We start from the raw sequence: 23,360 nt of genomic DNA, 5'->3' as shown, positions 1-23,360 counted from the left end.
AGTTGCGGCGCGGTGGCTGGAAGTAGGGGAAGAGCGTGGGCGCGGTGGCTGGAAGTGGGGGAAGGGCTCTTTCCGCGGGTTGTGTGCGTTTCCGCGGGGAACTTCTCGGGGAAAGAGCAGAAACCCGGGGAAGAGTTGCGGCGCGGTGGCTGGAAGTAGGGGAAGAGCGTCGGCGCGGTGCAGGAAGTAGGGGAAGAGCGTCGGCGCGGTGCAGGAAGTAGGGGAAGAGCGTCGACTCGGCGCAGGAAATAGGGGAAGGACTCTTTCCGCGGGTTTCGTGCGTTTCCGCGGGGAACTTCTCGGGGAAGGGGCGAAAACCCGAGGAAGGGTTGCGGCTCGGGCTCAGCTGTCACGACGTGAGAGCGGACGGTCGCACGTCGCGAGAGCATGGGCGCCGCGGGCCGAGTCGTCGCGGACCCTCACCTCTCCGACCCAGATCTCGCAACGCGCGAAGCGGCCTGCCGAACCGAAGGTGACGTCGACGTTCTGGACGCGAGACCGGCTCACGAGGGTGAGCGTCGCCGACCACAGTCCGTTCGCGTCGTCGTGACGGCTGAGTCGGACGTCGGACTGTCTGCGGAGCCGGTTGTTCGCGTCGAACCACACGAGTTGTTCGTTCCACTCGCGGTCGGAACTCACCACGATGGTCACGACGTCGCCGGTGCTCGGGAATCGGGTCGACGCCGCGGCCGGCGTTGCGGTGCTCACTAGCGCACCGCACACGAGAACCAACAGGCTGACGAGTGTCGATCGCAGGGTCATGGGTAGCTCCGTTCGTCGTGTCGAGTCCACGGCTGTGGCCTTGTGGACTTGGACGCGCGCGAACGCCGATCGGTTGCATCGGAGTCGAAAAAACAGCGAACCCACCATCCGCAGGAGATGGTGGGTTCGCCGGGGCTGCAGAGAGAGTCTGCGTCGGTGATGCCGGGATCAGCGCGAGAACATGAGCGCGCGCTTGACCTCCTGGATCGCCTGGGTCACCTGGATGCCACGCGGGCATGCGTCGGTGCAGTTGAAGGTGGTGCGGCAGCGCCACACGCCGTCGGAGTCGTTGAGGATGTCCATGCGCTCGACGGCGCCCTCGTCACGGCTGTCGAAGATGAAGCGGTGGGCGTTGACGATCGCGGCCGGACCGAAGTAGCTGCCCTCGTTCCAGAACACCGGGCAGCTCGTGGTGCAGCACGCACAGAGGATGCACTTGGTGGTGTCGTCGAAACGCGCGCGGTCCTTCTGGCTCTGGATGCGCTCACGGGTCGGCTCGTTACCGGTGGTGATCAGGAACGGCTTGATCGCGCGGTACGCGTCGAAGAAGGGCTCCATGTTGACCACGAGATCCTTCTCCACCGGCAAGCCCTTGATGGGCTCGATGGTGATGGTGATCTCCTTGGACTTGTCCTTGGGCAGGAAGTCCTTCATCAGCATCTTGCAGGCCAGGCGGTTGACGCCGTTGACGCGCATCGCGTCGGACCCGCAGACGCCGTGCGCGCAGCTGCGTCGGAAGGTGAGGGTTCCGTCGAGGTAGCCCTTCACGTACAGCAGCAGGTTGAGCAGACGATCGGTGGGCAGCGCCGGAACCCGGAAGCTCTCCCAGCCCTGAGCGTCGGGCTCCTCAGGGTTGAAGCGCATGATCTTCAGCGTGACCATGGTCGCTTCGTCGGGAACTTCTGGCAACGGCGGCTCGTCTGTGTGCGGCGCCTCAATGGTGGCGGTCATCAGTACTTACGCTCCATCGGCTCGTAACGGGTCTGGATGACAGGCTTCCAGTCGAGCTCGATGTCGGAAAGGAGCTTGTCACCCTTCTTGTAGGCGATCGTGTGGCGCATGAAATTCACGTCATCGCGATTCGGGTAGTCCTCGCGGGCGTGACCGCCGCGAGATTCCTTGCGGTTGAGCGCGCCGACGACGGTCACCTCGGCGAGTTCGAGCAGGAAGCCCAGCTCGATGGCCTCGAGCAGATCGGAGTTGAAGCGCTTGCCCTTGTCGTGCACCCGGATGTGGTCGTAACGCTCCTTGAGTGCATGAATGTCGGTCAACGCCTGCTTGAGCGTCTCCTCGGTGCGGAACACCGACGCGTTGTCGTCCATCGTCTGCTGCAAAGCGGTGCGGATGTCGGCGACGCGCTCGTGACCGTGCTCGGACAGGATCGTCTCGAGCCACCCGGTGACCATGTCGGTGGGGTTCTCCGGCAGGTCGGTGAAGTCGTGGCTGTTGGCGTAGTCGGCGGCGGCGATACCCGAGCGACGACCGAAGACATTGATGTCGAGCAGTGAGTTGGTGCCGAGGCGGTTGGCCCCGTGAACCGACACGCAGGCGCACTCGCCGGCGGCGTAGAGGCCGTGAACCACGTCGTCGTTGTTGTTGCTGCGCAGAACCTGGCCCTCGATGTTGGTCGGGATGCCACCCATCAGGTAATGGCATGTCGGGTAGACCGGCACCCACTCCTTCACCGGGTCGACACCGAGGTAGGTACGGGCGAACTCGGTGATGTCGGGGAGCTTCTCGTTGAGCACATCCTCGCCGAGGTGGGTCACGTCGATGTAGACGTAGTCCTTGTTCGGGCCCGCGCCGCGTCCCTCGAGCACCTCGAGGACCATCGACCGCGCGACGATGTCACGTGGGGCGAGGTCCTTGATGGTGGGCGCATAACGCTCCATGAAACGCTCGCCGTCGGCGTTGCGCAGGATGCCGCCCTCACCGCGGACCGCCTCGGAGATGAGGATGCCGAGGCCTGCGAGACCTGTCGGATGGAACTGGTGGAACTCCATGTCCTCCACCGGCAGGCCCTTACGGAACACGATGCCGACGCCGTCGCCGGTCAGCGTGTGCGCGTTCGACGTCGTCTTGTACATACGTCCCGATCCACCGGTGGCGAAGATGATCGACTTCGCGTGGAAGACATGAAGTTCGCCGGTCGCGAGCTCGTAGGCGACGATTCCGGTGGCCACCGGTTCACCCTTCTCGTTCTCGCTGAGGCAGAGGTCGAGCGCATAGAACTCGTTGAAGAACTCGACGTCGTGCTTGACGCAGTTCTGGTAGAGGGTCTGCAGGATCATGTGGCCGGTGCGGTCGGCGGCGTAGCAGGCACGACGCACCGGCGACTTGCCGTGGTCACGGGTGTGACCGCCGAAGCGGCGCTGGTCGATCTTGCCCTCGGGCGTGCGGTTGAACGGCAGACCCATCTTCTCCAGATCGAGGACGGCGTCGATGGCTTCTTTGGCCATGATCTCCACCGCGTCCTGGTCGGCGAGGTAGTCGCCGCCCTTGACCGTGTCGAAGGTGTGCCACTCCCAGTTGTCCTCCTCGACGTTGGCCAGTGCGGCACACATACCGCCCTGCGCCGCGCCGGTGTGGCTGCGAGTGGGGTACAGCTTGGTCAGCACTGCGGTGCGGGCGCGGGGCGCTGCCTCGATCGCTGCGCGCATTCCGGCGCCGCCTGCACCGACGATGATGACGTCGTAACGGTGTTCCTGCATCTTCAGTGGTCTCCTTAGTTGACGCTGTTCACGTCGAAGGTGAGCAGCGCGTACGTGCCCAGCGTCAGCACGAGGATCATCGAGATCCCGAGCAACACGTTCAGCCAGAAGCGGGTGGAGTCCTTGCGCGAGTAATCGGCGATCACCGTGCGCACGCCGTTGCCGCCGTGGAGTTGGGCGAGCCAGAGCATGAGCAGGTCCCAGATCTGCCAGAACGGCTCGCGCCAGCGGGCGGCGACGAACGAGGCGTCGATACGGTGCACGCCGTTGTCCCAGGCCAGCATGATGAACATGTGACCGATGGTCAGGATGATCAGCGCCAGGCCCGAGAAGCGCATGAACAGCCATGCCCACTTCTCGAAGTTGCCACCCTTCGGCTTGCGGGGCGAGCGGGGATTGTCGAGGCTGGCAGGCCGGTCGTACTGCGTACCCAGCGTCTTGGCGATGTTCTGCGAAGCAGGAGATGTGGTCATTGTCTGATCTCCTAGAACGAGTACTCGATGAGGATCTGCAGGAGACGGACGGCCGCGGCGGCGAACACAACCACGAACAGTCCGAGGATCACCCACAGCATCTGCCGCTGGTACTTGGGCCCCTTCGACCAGAAGTCGATCAGGATGATGCGCAGGCCGTTGAGTGCGTGGTACAGCACGCAGGCCACGAGCGCGATCTCCATGAGACCGATGATCGGGGTCTTGTAGGTGTCGATGATCTCCGAGTACTTGTTCGGGTCGATGCGGATGACCGCGGTGTCGAGCACGTGGACGAACAAGAAGAAGAAGATCGTGACGCCGGTGATGCGGTGCAGCACCCAGGACCACATGCCTGGATCGCCGCGATACAGCGAACGTTTGCGCACCGGCTCCGGTGCGACCTCGGTCTCGGAACTCATCGGGGAATTGGCCTCCAACATCGTCGATGGACGCGGTGGCACCGGCTGGGTGTCACCTTGGACCCATGCAAGAGACTTTAAACCTATGCTGAGTGAGTCGTTAAATTGCCCGAACCGATCTGCGGGACAAGGCATTACGAATTAGGTTTGCCTTACCATTCTTTCGGGGGCGGCCATCATCACATCGACCCCGATCACGACCGTCCGGCAGGAGGGCGACTTGAGCCACGACATCGAGTGGAAGCTGTTGCGGGACAGCGCAACCGGCATGATCGAGCACGCCTACGCGCCCTATTCGAGGTTTCCCGTCGGGGCGTCGGGACTCACAGCCGACGGCCGCGTCGTGGTTGGTTGCAATGTGGAGAATGTCTCATACGGACTCGGAATCTGCGCCGAGGTCGGGCTCGTCGCATCGCTGGTCGCGACTGGCGGCGGCCGACTCCGCGCGGTCAGCGTGTGCGACGCCGCAGGCTCGATTCTGATGCCCTGTGGACGGTGTCGGCAAGTCCTCTACGAACACGGTGGTGGTGATCTGCTCGTCGACCATCGCGCAGGACCGACGACGCTCGCACGGCTCCTCCCCGATGCATTCGGTCCCGACGACCTCGACGCCGTCCGGTGAGCGAGATCATCCACGCGACGTCGGTGATCGCGACCAAACGCGACGGCGCCGAATTGACGACGGCGCAGATCGACTGGGTCGTCGACGCCTACACACGCGGTGACGTGGCCCCCGAACAGATGTCGGCCCTGCTGATGGCGATCGTGCTGCGGGGTATGGACCGCAGGGAGATCGGCGACTGGACCCGCGCCATGATCGACAGCGGAACGCGCATGGACTTCTCCGGGCTGCACCGCAACGGCGTGGCGTTGCCGACCGTCGACAAGCACTCGACCGGCGGTGTGGGCGACAAGATCACGTTGCCGTTGGCGCCGCTGGTGGCCTCCTTCGGGGTGGCCGTGCCCCAGTTGTCAGGGCGAGGCCTCGGTCACACCGGAGGGACACTCGACAAACTCGAATCGATTCCCGGCTGGCGCGCCGATCTGTCGACGGCTCAGATGGTCGCGCAACTCAGCCGCGTCGGCGCCGTCATCTGTGCCGCAGGCGCCGATCTGGCGCCCGCCGATCGCAAGCTCTATGCGCTACGCGACGTGACGGGGACGGTCGAGTCGGTGCCGTTGATCGCCAGCTCGATCATGAGCAAGAAGATCGCCGAGGGGACCGGCGCGCTCGTCCTCGACGTGAAGGTCGGGTCCGGCGCGTTCCTGCCCGACGAAGCCGTGGCCCGGCGGCTCGCCGAGACGATGGTGTCGCTCGGTGCCGATGCGGGTGTGCCGACGACCGCGCTGCTGACCGACATGGACAGTCCCCTCGGATTGACAGCGGGCAACGCCGTCGAAGTGGTGGAGTCACTCGAGGTGCTGGCGGGCGGCGGTCCAGCCGACGTGGTCGAGCTGACACTCGCACTCGCGCGCGAGATGCTCGACGCCGCGGGTCTTCCCGATGCCGACCCGGCAGCCGCGCTGAGCGACGGCACCGCGATGGACACGTGGCGGGAGATGATCACCGCCCAGGGCGGGGACCCCGACGCTCCGCTGCCTCGCGCGCGGCACACCGACGACGTGACCGCCACGACGACCGGGTACGTCCGGCGACTCGACGCGCGGGCGGTCGGCGATGCGGCCTGGCTACTCGGTGCCGGACGATCTCGTCCCGGCGAGAGCGTGCAGGCGGGCGCCGGCGTGGTGCTGCACGCGAAGCCCGGCGACCGGGTCTCGGCGGGTGCGCCCCTGTACACATTGCACACCGACGCTCCGGCGCGATTCGACGGCGCGCGGCGGGCATTGGAGAACGCGGCTGTGATCGTGCCCGAACCGCCGTCGGATACCCGACCAGTTGTGCTCGATCGCGTTAGGTTCGAGTGATGACGCCAGCGACGGACAGTGCAGTGACGGGCAGCGCAATCAACACAGAAGCAGGACTCCCCGGTACCGGTGGACAGCCACTCGATCTGAGCACGCTCGCCCTCGCGCCCAAAGTCCTGCTCCACGATCATCTCGACGGCGGGCTGCGACCGTCCACCGTGCTCGACCTCGCCCGTGAGGTGGGCTACGACGATCTGCCCGCCGACGACGCGGGCTCACTCGCGCGGTGGTTTCGCGAGGCGGCAGACAACGGATCGCTCGAACGCTACCTGGAGACGTTCGCGCACACCGTCGCAGTGATGCAGACCGCGCCCGCACTCGAGCGGGTGGCCCGCGAATGCGTCGAGGACCTCGCCGCCGACGGCGTGGTGTATGCCGAGATTCGTTATGCACCCGAGCAGCACCTCGAGCAGGGACTGACGCTCGACGAGGTCGTGGAGGCGGTGTTGCGAGGCTTCGCAGAAGGCGAGGCTGTCGCCGCGGCAGGTGGGCGACCGATCACGGTGCGATGTCTGGTGACCGCGATGCGTCACGCGGCGCGTGCGCGTGAGATCGCCGAGCTCGCGGTCCGTTATCGCGACGACGGCGTCGTCGGTTTCGACATCGCGGGCGCCGAGGCGGGCAACCCGCCCACCCGGCATCTCGACGCGTTCGAGTACATGCGGGCCAACAGTGCGCCGTTCACCATCCACGCGGGCGAGGCGTTCGGGCTACCGTCCATCCACGAGGCGATCGCGTTCTGCGGTACCGACCGACTCGGACACGGTGTGCGTGTGATCGACGACATCAAGTTGCCAGACGGTGTCGATCTCACGGCATCGTCGTTCGCAGGCGCGGAACTAGGCGAAATCGCGAATGTCGTGCGCGACAAGCGGATTCCGCTGGAACTCTGTCCGAGCTCCAATGTGCAGACCGGTGCGGTGGCGTCGATGGCCGACCATCCGTTCAAAGCACTCGCGCGCCTGCGTTTCCGTGTCACCGTCAACACCGACAACAGGCTGATGAGCGACACCACCATGAGCAAGGAGTTCTACCGGCTGGCACAGCAGTTCGGTTACGGCTGGGCAGATTTCGAGCGCTTCACGGTGAACGCGATGAAGTCGGCGTTCATTCACTTCGACGAGCGGCTGGCCTTCATCGACGAGGTGATCAAACCCGGCTACGCGGTTCTGATCGGGTGATCAGCGCTTGATCTCCAGGCGGTCCTCGAAGTCGTGCTCGAGGGCTCGCCATGCCTCGGCCTCGTTGTCGAAGGGCGCACTGGGAGCCAGCCGCTTCGGGTCGGGGTTGATCGCATAGTCGACGAACCACCCGAGCGGCGTGGTGCTGGCCAGCGCTTCCGACACCGCGTCGTCATCGGCGTAATCGGCGGCGTCGGAGAACAATTCGACCGCCAGGTCGAGCTGGTTGCGGTCGATGCGACGGGGACCGTCGATGATGTCCTCGGCCAACCCCGGCAGGACGTACACGTTGTCGTCGATGACGTCGAACTCAAGTGCGCCATCGGTCGCTTCGGTGCGGACGTCGGTGAACGTCGACAGATCGGCGAGGTCGTGGTCGGAGTTCTCCGCCAGGAACTTCGACAGCGTGCGAGTGGAGGCGAAGACGAAGATCCTGCCCCGTGAACCGAGGAAGACCGGATCGTCGCCGAGATAGCATCGCAGCGAGTAGTACTCGCCGGTGCCGGTGACGATCTTGATCGGGTCGATGCCGACGGTCGCCCAGAAATCGTCGTCGTCGATCTCGTCCTCGTCGAGCTCCTCGTCGGTGTCGTCGATCGTCGACGCCGCAACAGCCGAGGACTCCGCCACGTCGGAATCCTCGTCGAGCAGATCGATGTCGTCGTCCTCGGGCTCGTCCTCGTCTTCTGCGGACGCCGCGGCTTCGAGTTCGTCGGCGGCGATCGCCACCGTTGCCGCGTCGACGTCGGGAGTTGTGATGACGTCGTCGATGGCGTCGAGGACGTCGTCCCAGTGCTTGGCGATCAGACGGCCGATGCGGACCCACAGGTCGACGCCGTCGCGGCCCTCGAAGTTGCGGGTCCCCGTGGTGACCGCACCGAGGATCGGGTTGCCGTTGAAGAACTTGGTGATCGTCACCAGTTCGCAGACCTCACCGAGGATGCGGACGATCTCGAGTGCGTCCTCCAGCTCGGCGATGACCTCGGGAGTCGGGTCCTCGGCCGCGAGTTCCGGCACACCCACGAGGTCATAGGTGTGGCGATCGTCGGGAATCAACTCGTCGGCGGAGACCTGCTTGATGGTGTCCCACGCGGGATGCTCGACGAGATCGTTGTCGGTGTCGGTCCGGACGAACCCGGCGAGCTCGGCGACACCTGGGAAAACGTAGAGATCCTCGTCGAGTCCGAGGAACGCCTCCCACTCGTCGTCTCCCTCGCGCCACCGGGGCGCCCACAGGGTGAAACCGTTTCCGTTGGTGAGTCCGAGTTCGATGGGAACGATGTCTCCGGCCATGAGGCAACAGCGTAGCGATGATCACTGTGAACCCGGTACCTGCCCCACATGGCCGTGATCACCTCGGCCGGAAGAAGCCCTGGAATCCCTGACCGGCGTTGGTGGTGCGCAGCGGTGACACCCCGACCGGGTCGCCTGCCTCCACGAGTTGGTCGTTGCCGATGTACATCGCGACGTGCCCGTCCCAGACGGCGAGATCTCCCGGCATGAGTTGATCCTGTGTGACCGCCACTCCCGCGGTGTCCTGGTCCTGTGCGAGACGGGGAAGCTCGACTCCCGCCTGCCGGTAGGCCCACTGGGTGAACCCGCTGCAATCGAAGCCGTCCGGGGTGGTGCCGCCCCAGACGTAGGGCACCCCCTGCTGGCCGAGCGCGGCGCGGACAGCGGTGGCTGCGCGCTCGTTCGGTGCGTAGGCGACCGAGCCGTCGGGGAGGGTGACCGCCACGCCGTTGCCGGCCGGAGTGGCTGCAGGTCCCGGCGGGGTCGGCGGCGCTACCCGGGCTGGTGTCTCGTGACGCGCGAGCTCGGTCATGGCGCGGGTGTCGTCGGCGAGATCGGCCTGCGCCCGCTGCACGATCCTGAAACCCCGTTCGACGTGTTCGACCGCGACGGGGACGATGGCCAGCAGCCCCGCGGGCGTCGACAGTGCGGGCCCCAGCGCGGTGGCAGCCCGTTCGAAGGAATCGACCACCTCGCGCAGTTGGCGGGCGGCGAGGTTGACCCGAGCGCTTGCAGTCTCCACGAGCATCGCGATCTGTCGGCTGTCGTCGTCGACGTCGAGTGCGGCTCGGGCCGATCGCTCGTCGGCTGCACCCGCTCCCGCGGCGCCCACACCCTGCCACTCACTGCGTACCGATGCTGTCGCCGTTGCCGCTGTGGCACGAACATCGTCGAGATCGGTGCCCGCAGAGCGGATCGTTGCCGCGGGATTGTCCATCGGCAGCACGCCGGTGCCGAGCGCGGTGATGAGGATTCGCAAGGGTGCGATGAGGATGTCGACGGTGATCATGGCAGCCGCAACTGCAGGTCGGCGGCGTCGGCATCGGCGTCGGAGTAGGCAACTGCGGCGGTCGTGGTGTGTGTGCCGATCCGACCATGCGTGGCGGCGAGTGAGTCGAGGCGATCGGCCCGTGACTGCATGGTCGCGGACAGTGCCGCGAGGAAGTCGGCCCCGATCACACCGAAGGTCGGCGTCAGTGCGGTGAGATCACGGCGACTGCTTGCCGCGTGGGCGGTCACGCGCTGTGCTGCAGCCTCCTGTACGCGTGCGTACGAGTCGAGAGCGTGCGGGGACAGGGAGGTGGAATAGGGAGTGAGCTCCATCATGCGAACTGAGACGGCGCGGAAGCCGGTTCGGTTCCATCTGTTCGACGATGATCTGCCGCGACACCACCGCGCGGCGCTGTCGGAGGCACCATACAGTTGTCCGCATGCAGGTACAGATCGTCGACCATCCGCTCGCCGCGGCCCGCCTGACCACGTTGCGCGACAAGACGACCGGCAACGCGGGATTCCGTGCAGCACTCTCGAGTCTCACTCAGATGCTGGTGTACGAGGCCCTCGGCTCCGCGAAGTCTGCGGCGGTCGAGATCGAGACCCCGTTGAAGCCCTACACGGGGTCGAGGCTGGAGTGCGCACCGCTGCTCGTCCCGGTCCTGCGCGCGGGGCTCGGCATGATCGAGCAGGCGCTCGAGATGGTGCCGGAAGCACATGTCGGCTTCGTGGGGATCGCGCGTGACGAGGAGACCGCGCAACCGGTGCCGTACCTCGAATCGTTACCGGACGATCTCTCCGGCTTTCCGGTGTTCGTGCTCGATCCCATGCTCGCCACCGGCGGGTCGATGCTCCACACCATCGAGCTGCTCGTCGCGCGCAACGCCACCGACATCACTGCCGTCTGTGTCGTAGCGGCCCCGGAAGGTGTTACAGCGCTGGAGAATTCAGGCCATCCGGTGCGGCTGGTCGTTGCGTCGGTCGATGAGGGGCTCGATGACGCCGCCTACATCGTGCCGGGACTCGGTGATGCGGGTGACCGGCAGTTCGGTCCGCGCTGACGACGCCTCCCGAAGGTCTCGCGGCCGAAGGTGAGCGGATGTCTACCGACGGCGCGCGGGCGTCGAGCGTGCTCAGGCGGCTGTGGCCGACCAGCGTCCCTCGTGACGCCGCACCGCCACGGGATGGTCGAAGCAGTCGCTGATCTCCTGTGACGTCAGTGTCTGTTCGACCGGGCCCGATGCGGTCACCTCGCCGTCACGAAGCAACATCGCGTGCGTCGTGGAACTGGGAAGGTCTTCGAGGTGGTGGGTGACCAGCACGCTGGCGAGGTCGTCGACTTCTGAGCGCAGGCGGTCGATCGCGGACAACAACCTCTCACGCGCGGCGAGGTCGAGGCCTGTTGCGGGCTCGTCGAGGAGTAGGAGAGCCGGCCGCGGCATGAGCGCACGCGCGATGAGCGTCCGACCTCGCTCACCCTGACTCATGAACGGCCACGCGGAGTCGCGGCGCGCACTCATCCCCAGCATCTCGAGGAGTTCGTCGGCATGGCGGTGCTCGTCCTCGGTGTAGACGTGGCGACGATCGAGTTCCGGGGTGTTGGTCAGGCCCGTCAACACCACGTCGTGCGCGGTGATCGGGACGTCGATGCGCCAGCGCGGGTCGACGTGCCCGATATGGGTTCGCAGTTCGCGCATGTCGACCCGACCGAGGCGTCGGCCGAGCACATCGACGGTCCCGGTGGTGGGGTGACTGCGTGCGCCCAGAATGGCCATCAGCGTCGACTTGCCGGCGCCGTTGGGTCCGAGCAGCGCCCAGTGCTCACCCGGCGACACCGTCAGGTTCACGTCGTGTAGGAGCTTACGTCCGCTGCGCACGACGTCGACGGAGGAAGCGTTCAGAACCGGGGTCACCACTCAGTTCTAAACCAGTGACGCCGCCGGTCGGTCACCCGGGGTAGGCGCCAGTGATACTCAGGACACGGTGATACTCAGGACCTGGTGATACTCAGGACCTGGTCCAGTACGCCGACATCGGCTCGGTGCTGATGGTCTCGCCGTTCTTCTCGATCTCCAGTTGACCCGGACCGACGACGTAGGTCACGTTCCCGTTGGTGGCGCTGTAGGTGTTGCCGCTGCGGGTGGGATAGCCGACCTCGACAGAGCTTCCGTCAGCGAACCCCTTGTAATACCAGCGCCCTGTCTGCGACCCCACCTGACAGATGACGACCTGTGAGCGATTGGTTTGCGCGATCACCACGGCGGGGTCGTCGGAGGCGTTACATCGGGGACCTGCGGTGAATCCCTGCCAGTCGGTCCCCACAATGTCCGGCGTGGTATGGGGGGTGTCCGCGGCGTCTGTTTGATCGGCTCCGGTGTCCCGGGGCGCGGAATTGCCGTTGCCGCCCTGAGCTCCTGCGGAGCCGCCGGGAGTGGTCGTCACCACGACGGTGCTCGGTGCAGGCGGACCGGCGCTGCTCGCCGGAGCGCTCGAATCGGCTGCCGCGGAGTCGGAGTCGCTGCCGTCGAGACGCGGCAGCAGCAGTAGCGCCGCCAGCACGCCGAGGACGACGAGCAGCACGCCCGTCGCGATTGCGACAAGCACTGCGGGTGACGACCACGGCGAACGCTGCGGGGGCGGCGGGGGATAGGTCATGCGGCGTGTCCTTGTCCTTTGCGTATGCGCTCCGCTCAGTCGGCCTGCGGTGCCACGGTCTCACCGAACGTGGCGAGTTCGGTGACGACGCGCATCGTCAGGTCGTCGAGCATGCCAACCAATTCACGTGTGTCTGCACGGTATGTCGTCATCGGCGACGAATGTGTTGCCGACGATCCGAAATCGGGCGGTGTCGTCATTTCGATGTAGTACTTGAGCTTGGGTTCGGTGCCCGAGGGACGCGCCATGACCCGCACCGACATCCCGAGGTCATCGACACCCCGCAGTGCGACTGCATCGGTACTCAGACGGTCTGCGCGTCGGGCATAGTCTTCTGCAGTCACCGCGATACCCGCAAGTGTCGTCGGAGGTGACGTGCGCAGTCGGTGCATCAGTGTGGCGATGCGTCCGAGATCGTCGACGCGCACCGAGTGCTGGCGGGTCACATGCACGCCATACCTCTCGTACAGCGAGAGCAGCACGTCATCGAGACCGATGTTGTCGCGATGACGCCGTTCGGCCAACACCGCGAGCGCCACCGCAGCGCTGATCCCGTCCTTGTCGCGTACCGCGTCGGGATCCACGCAGTGCCCGATGGCCTCCTCGTAGGCGTAGCGAAGCGGTTCGCCCGCGCGCACAAGCCATTTGAAACCGGTGAGGGTTGTGACGTGTCGGGCGCCGCGATCTCGCGCGATCTTCTCCAGCAGACTGCCCGACACGAGGGTGCTCGCCACGACCGGCGGCCGGGCGTCGGATATGGCGGACGCCGCGACGGTCACGGGTGTGCCGGGGGCGCCGTCGATCTCCGCGAGCACGAACGAGCCGAGCAATGCGCCGGTCTCGTCACCCGTGAGCATCCGCCAGGTGCCGTCGACCCGTGTGCCGACCGCGCATCGGTCGGCGTCGGGGTCGAGAGCGATCGCGATGTCGGCGCCGACGGCGGACGCGCGCGCGAGGAGCAGGTCACTCGCCGCGGGCTCCTCGGGGTTCGGAAAGGCGACCGTGGGGAACTCGGGGTCTGGTGCGAACTGTTCGTCGACGACGTGGACATCGGTGAACCCGGCCTGTGCGAGCGCGTCGAGCGCGAGCGCGCCGCCCACACCGTGCATCGGGGTGAGCGCGATCCGCAGTGTGGTGTCGGCGACCCTGCCGAATCGTATGCGGAGCCGATCGAGATAGCGGGGAAGGATTTCGTCCGCTCGCGGATCGTGCTCGACGGGTGCTCGGGCAATGTCGGCCGCCCGGCCGGACGCGGCGATGAACTCCTCGATCTCCCCGTCGGCCGGTGGCACGATCTGTGCGCCCCCTGCCAGATAGACCTTGTAGCCGTTGTCGCGGGGCGGATTGTGGGACGCCGTGATCTGCACACCCGCGACGGCGTCGAGGTCGCGGCACGCGAACGCCACCAGCGGCGTCGGACCCGCGGACCCCATCGCGATCACGTGGAAGCCCGCCGCGGTGAGGACCTCGGCCGCTGCGATCGCGAACTTCTCGGAGCCGTGGCGTGCGTCGCGCCCCACGACGACCGTCCCGCCGCCGTGTCCGTGCGCACGCAGCCACGCGGCCAGCCCGGCGGTTGCGCGGGTCACCACGGCGACGTTCATCCCGTTGGGGCCCGCGCGCACGGGGCCGCGCAATCCGGCGGTGCCGAAACGCAGCTCCGCTGCGAACCGTTCGGCGAGTTCGACGTCGGATGCCGCGGCGAGTTCGGCGCGCGTTGCCGGGTCGGGGTCGGCGGCGATCCACTCGGCCACGCGCTCGGCGTCGACCTCAGCACTCACGCCGGACCGTTCGACGTGCCGAGCTCTTCGATGATGGCCGCCAGCAGGGTGCCCATCCGACGAGCCGACGAACGTCCCACTTCGAGCACCTCTGCGTGGCTCAGGGGCTCTCCGGTGATTCCCGCTGCCAGATTGGTGACCAGCGACACGCCCAGTACGTCCATGGCTGCCGCGCGGGCGGCGATCGTCTCGTGCACTGTCGACATGCCGACCAGATCGGCGCCGACGGTGCGCAGCATGCGGATCTCGGCGGGCGTCTCGTAGTGCGGCCCCGGCAAACCCGCGTACACACCGTCGGCCAGCGACGGCTCGATCCCGCGCGCGACGTCGCGCAACCGTGGCGAGTACGCGTCGACGAGATCGACGAACTGTGCGCCGACCAGCGGCGACCGGCCGGTCAGATTGAGATGATCGGAGATGAGTACCGGTTGACCCACCGACATGTCCTCACGCAGGCCGCCCGCGGCGTTGGTCAAGACGATTGTGCGTGCTCCCGCCGCCGCGGCGGTACGAACCGGATGTACCACGCGCGCCAGATCATGGCCTTCATATGCGTGAATCCTGCCCAGCATCAACAGGACCCGGTGATCTCCGATGCGGATCGAATGCACGACGCCGCCGTGCCCAGCCGCTGTCGGCGGCGAGAAGCCCGGGATCTCCGACATCGGTACCGAGGCGATCGGAGCGCCGAAGGCGTCCGCGGCCGGTGCCCAACCGGAGCCGAGGACGACCGCGACGTCATGCGTGGAGGCGTCGGTCTCTGCAGCGATTGTCGCGGCAGCGGCGGTGGCAGCGGCGTCGGCGTCGACAGTGGGATCCATGGGCATCACCCTAAGGGCATCGTGCGAGGTCGGTGCGCCCAGGCGATAAGGTCGATCCATGCCCTATCTTTCTGACACGGCCGACGCCGACGCCGCCGAGATCGCGCACCTCTATCTCGGCTCGCCGGGCGTCGAACTCGACGAAGCCAACCCCGAGAACCGCTTCGGTCCGGCATGGCTGGACGCGACGGAGAAGCTGCTCGACGACGTTGCCGCGAGCTCCGCGAAAGCGCTGGTGATCACCGCCACCGGTAAGTTCTTCACCAACGGCCTCGACACCGACTTCGTGTTCGCCAACGCGTCCGAACTGCCTGCGTATCTCGATCGTGTGCATGCCCTGTATGCCAAGGTGTTGACGCTTCCGGTGCCCACCGTCGCCGCGATCAACGGACACGCCTTCGGTGCCGGCGCGATGCTGGCATTGTGTGCCGACTACCGGTTGATGCGCACCGAGCGCGGCTTCTGGTCGCTGCCGGAGGCCGCCCTGAACATGCCGTTCCCGCGTGGGATGGCCGGGTTGCTCACCACGCGGCTGCCCGACCACACCGCAACGGAGGCCATGCTGACCAGCCGCCGCTACGGTGCCGACGACGCGGTATCGGCCGGAATCGTCGACGAGGCAGTGCCCGTCGACGACCTCCTCGCGCGTGCACGGGCGGTCGCCACCGAACGCTCGGGACTCGCCGGGGCGAACCTCGCCACCATCAAGCGGGCGCTGCGCTTTCACCTCCTCGACGACCTGGCCGCGCAAACCCCGGCATCGTTGTTGTGATGACGGAGTCGGCGTGAGTCAGGACGGTTCGTCGGTGATCGGCGAGTGGTGGGCCGACAACGGCGCCGACGTCGTCGGGTGGCGGCGCGCCATCCACCAGCTGCCGGAACTGTCCCGGCAGGAGGTCAAGACCACCGAGATGGTGATGGCGTTACTGATCGAGGCGGGGTTGACCCCGAAACGGCTGCCCCTGGGAACGGGCGTCGTGTGCGATCTCGGGCCGGATACGGGCCAGCGGATCGCACTGCGTGCCGACATGGACGCCCTACCCATCACCGAGCACACCGGACTGCCGTTCTCGTCGACCGTCGAGGGCGTCTCGCACTCGTGTGGCCACGACGCGCACACCGCGATCCTGCTCGGGGTCGCCCGCTTGCTCGCCTCGGTGCCCGTGCTGCCGGTCGGCGTCAGATTGGTCTTCCAACCGGCGGAGGAGGTCATGCCGGGCGGAGCGCTCGACGCCGTCGCCGCCGGTGTGACGGAGGGGGTGAGTCGGATATTCGCGCTGCACTGTGATCCGCGGCTGCCGGTCGGCTCGGTCGGCCTGCGTGCGGGTGCTCTCACCTCTGCCGCCGATCACATTGAGCTGCAACTGCATTCGCCCGGAGGGCACACATCGCGGCCCCATCTCACCGGCGACATCGTGTACGCGATGGGCACGGTGATCACCGGACTGCCCGGCGTGTTGTCTCGTCGCGTCGATCCACGCTCCGGCACTGTGATGGCGTGGGGTGCGGCTCATGCGGGCAACGCTCCCAACGCGATTCCGCAGGAGGGCATGCTCCGCGGCACCGTCCGCACAGGCGACCACGCCACATGGGGCGAGCTCGAACCGCTCGTGCGCAGCGTCGTCGGCCAGCTACTCGGGCCGCTCGGCGTCTCCTACGACCTGTCCTATTTCCGCGGTGTGCCGCCGGTCGTCAACGACGAGACCGCGATCGCCATGTTGGCGCAATCGGTCGAAGCGCTCGGCCCGCAGGCCATCGCAGATACTCCGCAATCGCCTGGTGGAGAAGACTTCTCGTGGTACCTCGAGCACGTTCCGGGTGCGATGGGCAGGCTCGGCGTGTGGGATGGCATCGGTCCGCAGATGGATCTGCACCAGCCCAATTTCGACCTCGACGAACGCGCTCTCGAGGTCGGGGTGCGCACGCTCGCGGGCGTCGTACTCGGCGTGGCCTGACCGTCGACGGGTCAGGAATCGACCGGTCCGGGACCCGGCCCGACGTTGCGCGCCTCGCGCAGCCTGATGTCCTGAACGTATTCGGCTGGGGCGCCTGCGCTTTCGGCCGCGTCGGCCATCACGCCGAGATAGCGCGCCGACGGCAGACCGCCTTCGTAGGCGTCCATCACGTACAGCCATGCCAGGACCGGGCCGTCGGTGGTGTCGACGCGGGCACGGATCTTGCGGTGGATTCCTAGTTCCGACCCCTCCCAGCGGTCGAGGGTCGCCTCGTCCTCGTCGGGGACGTCGTAGAGCACGACGAAGACCTTGGCCTCGGGATCGTCGCGGTCTTCGGTGACAGTCGCAAGGGAGCCCTCCCAGCCGATGTCGGCGCCGGCGAACGTGAGTCGCCACCCGCGCAGCCAGCCGGTTCCCGACATCGGGGAGTGGGGCGCGCGCTCGGTCATCTGATCCGGACTCATGTTGGACCCGTACGCGGCATATATCGGCACGTCGGAAAACTCTAGATGGTCGCGGCTCGTCACGAAAGCGGACGGTGAGGTACGTGACGTGCCCGGTCGCGGCGCAGGCACCGCGGTGGGACTACGTTGGAGGTGTTGATCGGCACCCTGATGTGTCGTGCCCGATGGCCCCGCTCGTCGAACAGGAGTGTGCTCTGTGACCAGGATCGTGATCATCGGCGGTGGCCCCGCCGGATACGAGGCTGCGCTGGTCGCGGCAGCCTACGGAGCCGACGTCACGTTGATCGACTCCGATGGGGTCGGCGGTGCATGTGTCCTGTGGGACTGCGTCCCGTCGAAGACCTTCATCGCGTCGACCGGTATCCGCACCGAGGTTCGACGCGCCGTCGACCTCGGCATCAACCTGCGTACCGACGACGCCCTGGTGACCCTGCCGCAGATCCACCAGCGCGTGCGCGATCTCGCGTTCGCGCAGTCGGCCGACATCCGCGACCGGCTACTCAGCGAGGGCGTGACCCTGGTGTCGGGCTACGCCTCGCTGGAGGAGACCCATCCCGGGATCGCGTCGCATCGGGTCGTGGCCACGCTCGCCGACGGCAGCACCGAGCACTATGACGGCGATGTCGTCCTCATCGCCACCGGCGCGTCGCCGCGCATCCTGCCCGACGCGGTTCCCGACGGCGAGCGCATCCTGACCTGGCGGCAGCTCTACGACCTCGAGAAGCTTCCCGAACATCTCGTCGTCGTCGGTTCGGGTGTGACGGGCGCCGAATTCGTGCACGCATACACCGAGCTCGGTGTGAAGGTGACGCTCGTGTCGAGCCGTGATCGGGTGTTGCCCGGCGAGGACGAGGACGCCGCCCTCGTGCTCGAGGACGCCCTCGCCGAACGCGGCGTCGAATTGGTCAAGCATGCGCGCGCCGACAAGGTCGAACGCACCGGGGACTCTGTCACCGTCCACCTCGCCGACGGCCGCACGGTCACCGGATCGCACGTCCTGATGACCGTCGGTTCGGTGCCCAACACCTCGAAGATCGGTCTCGATCGTGCAGGCGTCGCAACCGACAAGGGGGGCTACATCACGGTCGATCGTGTATCGCGAACGTCGGTACCGGGCATCTACGCCGCGGGCGACTGCACGGGTCTGTTCCCGCTGGCCTCCGTCGCTGCGATGCAGGGCCGTATCGCGATGTACCACTCCCTCGGTGAGGGTGTGAGTCCGATCAAGCTGAAAACCGTTGCGTCTGCGATCTTCACGCGTCCCGAGATCGCCACCGTCGGTGTCTCCCAGCAGGCGATCGACGCCGGTGAGTATCCGGCGCGCACGGTGATGCTGCCGCTGTCGACCAACCCGCGCGCGAAGATGAGCGGTCTGCGGCGCGGGTTCGTCAAGATCTTTTGTCGTCCCGCGACCGGCGTGGTGATCGGCGGTGTGGTCGTCGCGCCGACGGCGTCGGAGCTGATCCTGCCCATCGCGCTGGCCGTCCAGAACAAGCTCACCGTGAGTGATCTCGCGCAGACTCTGTCCGTGTATCCCTCCCTGTCGGGGTCGATCACCGAGGCCGCGCGCCAGCTGGTCCGCCACGACGACCTGGACTGATCAGCCCCGGCGGCGGCGCGCTCACTTCGAGTTAGTGCACAGCCGCGTTCGACGGACGCCGATCGTCGTGACGCCACGGTAGGGTTTCGGCCAGATCGAGGCGATGGGTGAACGGGGAGGGGCCGCGTGAGCAGTCCACTGTACGAGGGACCCCACGTGCGTCCCGAAGCGGAGGACACCACGTGGAAAGCCCAAGCGCTCATGCCCTCGGGTGCCAACGCGACGAGCGGCGGACGAACCGATTGGTCGTCGATGAGCATCGCCGACATCCTCGCGAAGATCTCGGGCATGACCGACAGTTCGGCCAGTGGTGACGCGAACGCCATCAAGGCTGCGCTCGCCGCCGTCGAGAAAGTCGTGCAGAGCCTGACCGCGACCTTTGGTGACGACCCGATGCGCGGGCTCGCTGCTGACGGCAGTCGTACCGCAGGCGCCGGCGTCGGGCGAGACATCGCAGCTGCAGCCGAATCCGTACGGCCGGCGATCGACGCACTCGAACAGGCCCAGGCCGTGCTCACCAACACCTCGCAGCAGCGGGGTGTCGTCAGCGGGATCGCGGTGCAGATGCGTGCGCGACCGGAGGACGCCGCACAGCTACGCTCACGGGTCGCTTCGTTGATGGAGAGCGTGTACACGACCCCGATGGTCGACGTCCAGACGTGGCTTCCCGAACTGCCGGGTGCTGCCTCGGATTCGCCCGGTGCCGGTGATGCAGGTCAGAGTGTGATCCCGAGCATGGGTGGTCGGTCGGGTCGCACCCAGGCGGGAGGGATCAGCGAATCCGACCAGGGTGGATGGCCATCGGGTCCGAGTTCCGCCGAGAGCGCGACCCCGGTGTCGACGCCTACGACTTCCACTCGCGGCACCGCCGGTCAGGCACCGGTCGGCTCGCGCGGCGGTTCAGCGCCGACGAGCGGTGATGCCGCGGGTTCCGGCGCAGAGGGGCTGACCCGGGGTGGGCTCGGCACGGCCGACGCCACCGGGCTGCGGCGCACCGCGGGCTCCGACCGCGACGGGACGAGCAGCCGTCACGCCGCCGACGGCACGGAGTCGGGGAGGTCGGGTTCGGTGGTCGCGGGCGAGGCCGTCGATTACGGAAGTTCGGCAGGAGCCGAGGACGGCAGCGGTGGCGGCGGGAATCCGGTGAACTCGGCGACGCCACCCTGGGGTGCGACTGTGCTCCCTGGAGCGGGTACTGGCCCGTCGGCACCGGGAACGTCGGCGACTCCGGCGTCCGCTCCTGCCGTGAGACCGGGTCCGCACACGGGGATTCCGCCGACGACCGGTGCCGGCGCGCGCGACCGGGGCGACAACAAGCATCAGTCGGCTCGTTATCTGAACACCCGCGAGCACGGCGAGGAGATCGTCGGCGACCTGCCGCTCGTCGGCCCACCGGTGATCGGCGACTGGAGTCCGCAATCGATGCCCCCGCGCGACCCCGGGTCCGACACCAGCGCTGCAGAGCCGAACGTCGGCGCGGTACGTGCCGACGGACGCTCCGATGCGGACCGGTCACACGCCGAGAGATCAGATCCGAAAGACAAGACCAGGGGCGACGGGCGATGACCACCGCATCGGGTCGGATCGGCCGGTTGTCGGCGGACGTCCGAAGTCTCACCGACCGCATCCCCGACGACGATGTCGGCGAGTGTCTGGGACGTCTCGCCCTCGTCGTCATCGACGTCAGCGACATCGGTGCGTGCGACCCGGTGCGCGACGCGCTGGCGCAATGGCAGACCTCACGGCGGGTGTCGGTGGACACGCGCAGACGGCTCGAGGCACTGATGGTGCAGCGCGATGTCGACGGATTCGCCGCTCACCGGTCCTCCGATGTGACCACACAGCGTGCGCACTTTCGTGCTGCACGCGGATTGACTTGTCTGGCAATCATATTCGATTCCGACGCCGCAGCCCGCTATCGCCTGAGAGAAGCGGTGTACGAGGCGTCGGCCGCTCTGGGTGGCGGCGCGGGTGTCGTCGCGGTACTGACCGAGTTCGCGTGACCTGACACCCCTGACCGCTCGCACCGCAGGAATGCCCGGTGCGTGTCGGATGTCTCGATTACGCTCGGCTGTCATGGAGACGGAGTTCGATCCGGACCGACCCGCCGACCTGGGGCCGCTCTACCGCGAGCAGGCGTGGCGTCGGATGGGTGCCGAACAGTTCGACATCGTGGTGATCGGCGGTGGTGTCGTGGGCGTCGGTGCTGCGCTCGACGCCGCCACGCGGGGTCTGCGGGTGGCTCTCGTCGAGGCGCGCGACATCGCGTCCGGCACGTCGAGCAGATCGTCGAAGATGTTCCACGGCGGACTGCGCTACCTCGAACAGCTTGAATTCGGCCTGGTCAGAGAGGCACTCCACGAGCGGGAACTCTCGCTGAGTCTGCTCGCACCTCATCTGGTCAAACCACTACCGTTTCTCTATCCGCTGACACACCGTGTGTGGGAGCGCCCATACGTCGCCGCTGGAATCTTCCTCTACGACACGATGGGCGGCGCCAAGTCGGTGCCCGGACAGCAGCACGTGACCCGCTCCGGTGCACTCCGCGTCGCCCCCGCACTCAAGCGTGACTCGCTCATCGGGGGTATCCGCTACTACGACACCGTCGTCGACGATGCGCGGCACAGTTTGACCGTCGCACGGACCGCAGCCAATTACGGGGCCGTCGTCCGCACGTCGACGCAGGTCGTCGGTCTTCTCCGCGACGCCGACCGCATCATGGGTGTGCGTGTGCGCGACACCGAGAACGGCGAGACCACCGAGATCAGAGCGCATTGCGTCATCAACGCGGCAGGCGTGTGGACCGACGAGGTCCGGGCACTGTCCAAGCAGCGGGGACGCTTCTCGGTGCGTGCGTCGAAGGGTGTCCACATCGTGGTGCCCCGCGACCGCATAGTCAGCGAGACCGCCATCATCCTGCGCACCGCCACATCGGTCCTGTTCGTGATCCCGTGGGAGACGCATTGGATCATCGGGACCACCGACACCGACTGGCACCTCGACCTCGCGCACCCGGCCGCCACCCGTAAGGACATCGACTATCTCCTCGAGCGGGTCAACGAGGTGCTCGTGACGCCGCTGAGTCACGACGACATCGAGGGTGTGTATGCGGGGCTGCGTCCGCTGCTGGCGGGCGAGGACGAGGCGACGTCGAAACTCTCCCGGGAACATGCCGTGGCCGTGGTCGCGCCGGGACTCGTGTCGATCGCAGGCGGCAAGTACACGACGTACCGGGTGATGGCTGCCGACGCGGTCGACGCCTGTGTCGACTTCATCCCGACCAGGGTCGCGCCATCGATCACCGAGCGGGTCCCGCTGATCGGTGCGGACGGCTACTTCGCGCTGATCAACCAGTGTGAGTCGCTCGGCGAGAAGTACGGGTTACACCCCTACCGCGTCCGCCGACTGCTCAACCGGTACGGCTCGCTGATCGACGAGGTCTTGTCCTACGCCGCCGACGATCCTTCGCTGTTGCGGCCGCTGGCCGCCGCTCCGCAGTATCTGCGGGTCGAGGTCGTCTATGCGGCCATCGACGAGGCCGCGCTGCATCTCGAGGACGTCCTGGCCCGCCGAACGCGGATCTCGATCGAATACGCGCACCGCGGCGTCGACTGCGCACAGGAGGTCGCCGACCTGATCGCGCCGATACTCGGGTGGGACCGCGACAAGGTCGACTTCGAGGTCAGCACCTACCGGGCGCGCGTCGAGGCCGAGGTCGCCTCGCAACAGCAGCCAGACGACGAATCGGCCGACGCCCTGCGCGCGGCGGCCCCGGAGTCGCGCGTCGACATCCTGGAACCCGTCCCGGTGCCAGAGTGATTGCGCCTTCGACAGGACCAAATGCTCCTAGCGGCGTAACGTCGGCGGCGCGACAATGGACTCATGAGCAGAGGAGAAGTCATGGTGGACAATCCCATTCAGGAGCTTTCCGCGGACGAGGCATGGGCACTGCTCGCAACCTCCGATGTCGGTCGGATCGCATTGAGCGTCGGCGGACAGCCCGACATCTTCCCCATCAACTACTACGCGGGTGACGGACGTGTGCTCATGCGCACCGCGGAGGGCACCAAGCTCGCCGAACTCGCCGTCAACGGCAAGGTTGCCTTCGAGGCCGATGCGTACGACGCCGACGGCGGCTGGAGCGTCGTGGTGAAGGGGAGCGCCCGTGTGTTGAGCACGGGTGCCGAGATCGCGAAGGCCGACGAAGCCCCGCTGCGACCGCTGATTCCGACGCTGAAGTACAACTACATCGAGATCGTGCCGGACGAGATCAGCGCGCGTCGCTTCGAGTTCGGTCCTGAGCCGGAGCGCTACCCGGTCTGAGCG

General features: G+C 66.9%; 24 protein-coding genes. 11 read left to right on the top strand and 13 right to left on the bottom strand.

The window, feature by feature from the left end; translation table 11 throughout:
* Nucleotides 1-342: 342 nt before the first annotated feature.
* The 5 genes from LK459_RS01820 to sdhC all read right to left on the bottom strand — a co-directional run bounded on the left by LK459_RS01820 (nt 343) and on the right by sdhC (nt 4,365).
* Complete coding sequence (locus LK459_RS01820; RefSeq protein WP_227921423.1) at nt 343-762, bottom strand: hypothetical protein; 420 nt, start codon at nt 760-762, stop codon at nt 343-345.
* 168 nt (nt 763-930) lie between these two features.
* Nucleotides 931-1,713, bottom strand: a complete 783-nt coding sequence (locus tag LK459_RS01815; RefSeq protein ID WP_005174040.1) for a succinate dehydrogenase iron-sulfur subunit — start codon at nt 1,711-1,713, stop codon at nt 931-933.
* A complete protein-coding gene (sdhA, locus tag LK459_RS01810; RefSeq protein WP_005174038.1) occupies nt 1,713-3,473 on the bottom strand; it encodes a succinate dehydrogenase flavoprotein subunit in 1,761 nt (586 codons plus the stop codon). The genes LK459_RS01815 and sdhA overlap by 1 nt, the downstream gene beginning before the upstream one ends.
* Nucleotides 3,474-3,487: 14 nt before the next feature.
* The gene (locus LK459_RS01805) at nt 3,488-3,946 is read right to left on the bottom strand and encodes a succinate dehydrogenase hydrophobic membrane anchor subunit (protein ID WP_007240753.1); all 459 of its coding nucleotides are present in this window, start codon (nt 3,944-3,946) and stop codon (nt 3,488-3,490) included.
* 11 nt (nt 3,947-3,957) lie between these two features.
* Nucleotides 3,958-4,365 (bottom strand): succinate dehydrogenase, cytochrome b556 subunit, encoded by a 408-nt coding sequence (gene sdhC / locus LK459_RS01800; RefSeq protein ID WP_083835989.1) that lies wholly within the window; start codon nt 4,363-4,365, stop codon nt 3,958-3,960.
* A 220-nt stretch (nt 4,366-4,585) separates the two neighbouring features.
* Here sdhC and LK459_RS01795 point away from each other — a divergent pair, with 220 nt between their 5' ends.
* From LK459_RS01795 to LK459_RS01785, 3 genes are read left to right on the top strand one after another with little or no spacing between them, the layout of a single operon-like run.
* Entirely contained in the window at nt 4,586-4,987 is a 402-nt protein-coding gene (locus LK459_RS01795) for a cytidine deaminase (protein WP_227921421.1), read from the top strand.
* The gene (locus tag LK459_RS01790) at nt 4,984-6,291 is read left to right on the top strand and encodes a thymidine phosphorylase (protein WP_227921419.1); all 1,308 of its coding nucleotides are present in this window, start codon (nt 4,984-4,986) and stop codon (nt 6,289-6,291) included. The genes LK459_RS01795 and LK459_RS01790 overlap by 4 nt, the downstream gene beginning before the upstream one ends.
* On the top strand, nt 6,291-7,472 hold the full coding sequence (locus LK459_RS01785; protein ID WP_227921418.1) for an adenosine deaminase: 1,182 nt from the start codon (nt 6,291-6,293) through the stop codon (nt 7,470-7,472). The genes LK459_RS01790 and LK459_RS01785 overlap by 1 nt, the downstream gene beginning before the upstream one ends.
* Here LK459_RS01785 and LK459_RS01780 read toward each other — a convergent pair whose 3' ends face one another.
* The 3 genes from LK459_RS01780 to LK459_RS01770 are packed head-to-tail and all read right to left on the bottom strand — an operon-like array spanning nt 7,473 to nt 10,088.
* Nucleotides 7,473-8,765 (bottom strand): hypothetical protein, encoded by a 1,293-nt coding sequence (locus tag LK459_RS01780; RefSeq protein WP_007240758.1) that lies wholly within the window; start codon nt 8,763-8,765, stop codon nt 7,473-7,475.
* Nucleotides 8,766-8,823: 58 nt separating this feature from the next.
* Complete coding sequence (locus LK459_RS01775; protein ID WP_227921416.1) at nt 8,824-9,774, bottom strand: C40 family peptidase; 951 nt, start codon at nt 9,772-9,774, stop codon at nt 8,824-8,826.
* Complete coding sequence (locus LK459_RS01770) at nt 9,771-10,088, bottom strand: type VII secretion target (protein WP_227921414.1); 318 nt, start codon at nt 10,086-10,088, stop codon at nt 9,771-9,773. Before LK459_RS01770 ends, LK459_RS01775 begins: the two co-directional genes overlap by 4 nt.
* Before the next feature lie 107 nt (nt 10,089-10,195).
* Here LK459_RS01770 and upp point away from each other — a divergent pair, with 107 nt between their 5' ends.
* A complete protein-coding gene (gene upp, locus LK459_RS01765; RefSeq protein ID WP_227921413.1) occupies nt 10,196-10,819 on the top strand; it encodes a uracil phosphoribosyltransferase in 624 nt (207 codons plus the stop codon).
* A gap of 72 nt (nt 10,820-10,891) precedes the next feature.
* Here the strand turns inward: upp and LK459_RS01760 are convergent, their stop codons facing one another.
* The 4 genes from LK459_RS01760 to LK459_RS01745 form a co-directional block, all read right to left on the bottom strand.
* Nucleotides 10,892-11,671, bottom strand: coding sequence for an ABC transporter ATP-binding protein (locus LK459_RS01760; protein ID WP_039994555.1), 780 nt, complete (start codon nt 11,669-11,671; stop codon nt 10,892-10,894).
* Nucleotides 11,672-11,765: 94 nt separating this feature from the next.
* Nucleotides 11,766-12,413 carry a hypothetical protein gene (locus LK459_RS01755; RefSeq protein ID WP_227921412.1) on the bottom strand — a complete coding sequence of 216 codons (648 nt, stop codon included), beginning with the start codon at nt 12,411-12,413 and terminating at the stop codon, nt 11,766-11,768.
* A 35-nt stretch (nt 12,414-12,448) separates the two neighbouring features.
* The gene (locus LK459_RS01750; protein ID WP_227921411.1) at nt 12,449-14,194 is read right to left on the bottom strand and encodes a phospho-sugar mutase; all 1,746 of its coding nucleotides are present in this window, start codon (nt 14,192-14,194) and stop codon (nt 12,449-12,451) included.
* Nucleotides 14,191-15,015: a purine-nucleoside phosphorylase gene (locus LK459_RS01745; protein ID WP_227921410.1), complete on the bottom strand. Its 825-nt coding sequence runs from the start codon at nt 15,013-15,015 to the stop codon at nt 14,191-14,193. The genes LK459_RS01750 and LK459_RS01745 overlap by 4 nt, the downstream gene beginning before the upstream one ends.
* 58 nt (nt 15,016-15,073) lie before the next feature.
* Between LK459_RS01745 and LK459_RS01740 the strand changes: the two genes are divergently transcribed.
* Together LK459_RS01740 and LK459_RS01735 are read left to right on the top strand one after the other, a co-directional pair.
* Entirely contained in the window at nt 15,074-15,787 is a 714-nt protein-coding gene (locus LK459_RS01740; RefSeq protein WP_227921409.1) for an enoyl-CoA hydratase/isomerase family protein, read from the top strand.
* A 13-nt stretch (nt 15,788-15,800) separates the two neighbouring features.
* Nucleotides 15,801-16,970, top strand: a complete 1,170-nt coding sequence (locus tag LK459_RS01735) for an amidohydrolase (RefSeq protein ID WP_227921408.1) — start codon at nt 15,801-15,803, stop codon at nt 16,968-16,970.
* 11 nt (nt 16,971-16,981) lie between these two features.
* On the opposite strand, the gene LK459_RS01730 is transcribed toward LK459_RS01735, so the two are convergent.
* Nucleotides 16,982-17,464, bottom strand: coding sequence for a gamma-glutamylcyclotransferase (locus LK459_RS01730; protein ID WP_007240768.1), 483 nt, complete (start codon nt 17,462-17,464; stop codon nt 16,982-16,984).
* 166 nt (nt 17,465-17,630) lie between these two features.
* On the opposite strand from LK459_RS01730, the gene LK459_RS01725 reads away from it, so the two are divergent.
* The 5 genes from LK459_RS01725 (at nt 17,631) to LK459_RS01705 (ending at nt 23,357) form a co-directional block, all read left to right on the top strand.
* Nucleotides 17,631-19,034: an NAD(P)H-quinone dehydrogenase gene (locus LK459_RS01725; protein WP_227921402.1), complete on the top strand. Its 1,404-nt coding sequence runs from the start codon at nt 17,631-17,633 to the stop codon at nt 19,032-19,034.
* A gap of 126 nt (nt 19,035-19,160) precedes the next feature.
* Entirely contained in the window at nt 19,161-20,600 is a 1,440-nt protein-coding gene (locus LK459_RS01720; protein ID WP_227921400.1) for a hypothetical protein, read from the top strand.
* Entirely contained in the window at nt 20,597-21,037 is a 441-nt protein-coding gene (locus LK459_RS01715; protein ID WP_227921398.1) for a hypothetical protein, read from the top strand. The genes LK459_RS01720 and LK459_RS01715 overlap by 4 nt, the downstream gene beginning before the upstream one ends.
* 73 nt (nt 21,038-21,110) lie before the next feature.
* The gene (gene glpD / locus LK459_RS01710) at nt 21,111-22,853 is read left to right on the top strand and encodes a glycerol-3-phosphate dehydrogenase (protein ID WP_227921396.1); all 1,743 of its coding nucleotides are present in this window, start codon (nt 21,111-21,113) and stop codon (nt 22,851-22,853) included.
* Nucleotides 22,854-22,934: 81 nt separating this feature from the next.
* Nucleotides 22,935-23,357 (top strand): pyridoxamine 5'-phosphate oxidase family protein, encoded by a 423-nt coding sequence (locus tag LK459_RS01705; protein ID WP_007240773.1) that lies wholly within the window; start codon nt 22,935-22,937, stop codon nt 23,355-23,357.
* The last annotated feature ends 3 nt before the right edge of the window (nt 23,358-23,360 follow it).

Source organism: Gordonia otitidis (assembly GCF_020735545.1).
GTDB lineage: Bacteria > Actinomycetota > Actinomycetes > Mycobacteriales > Mycobacteriaceae > Gordonia > Gordonia otitidis.
Note: the sequence above shows the minus strand (reverse complement) of the source record. Positions and strands in the feature narration are given on the sequence as shown.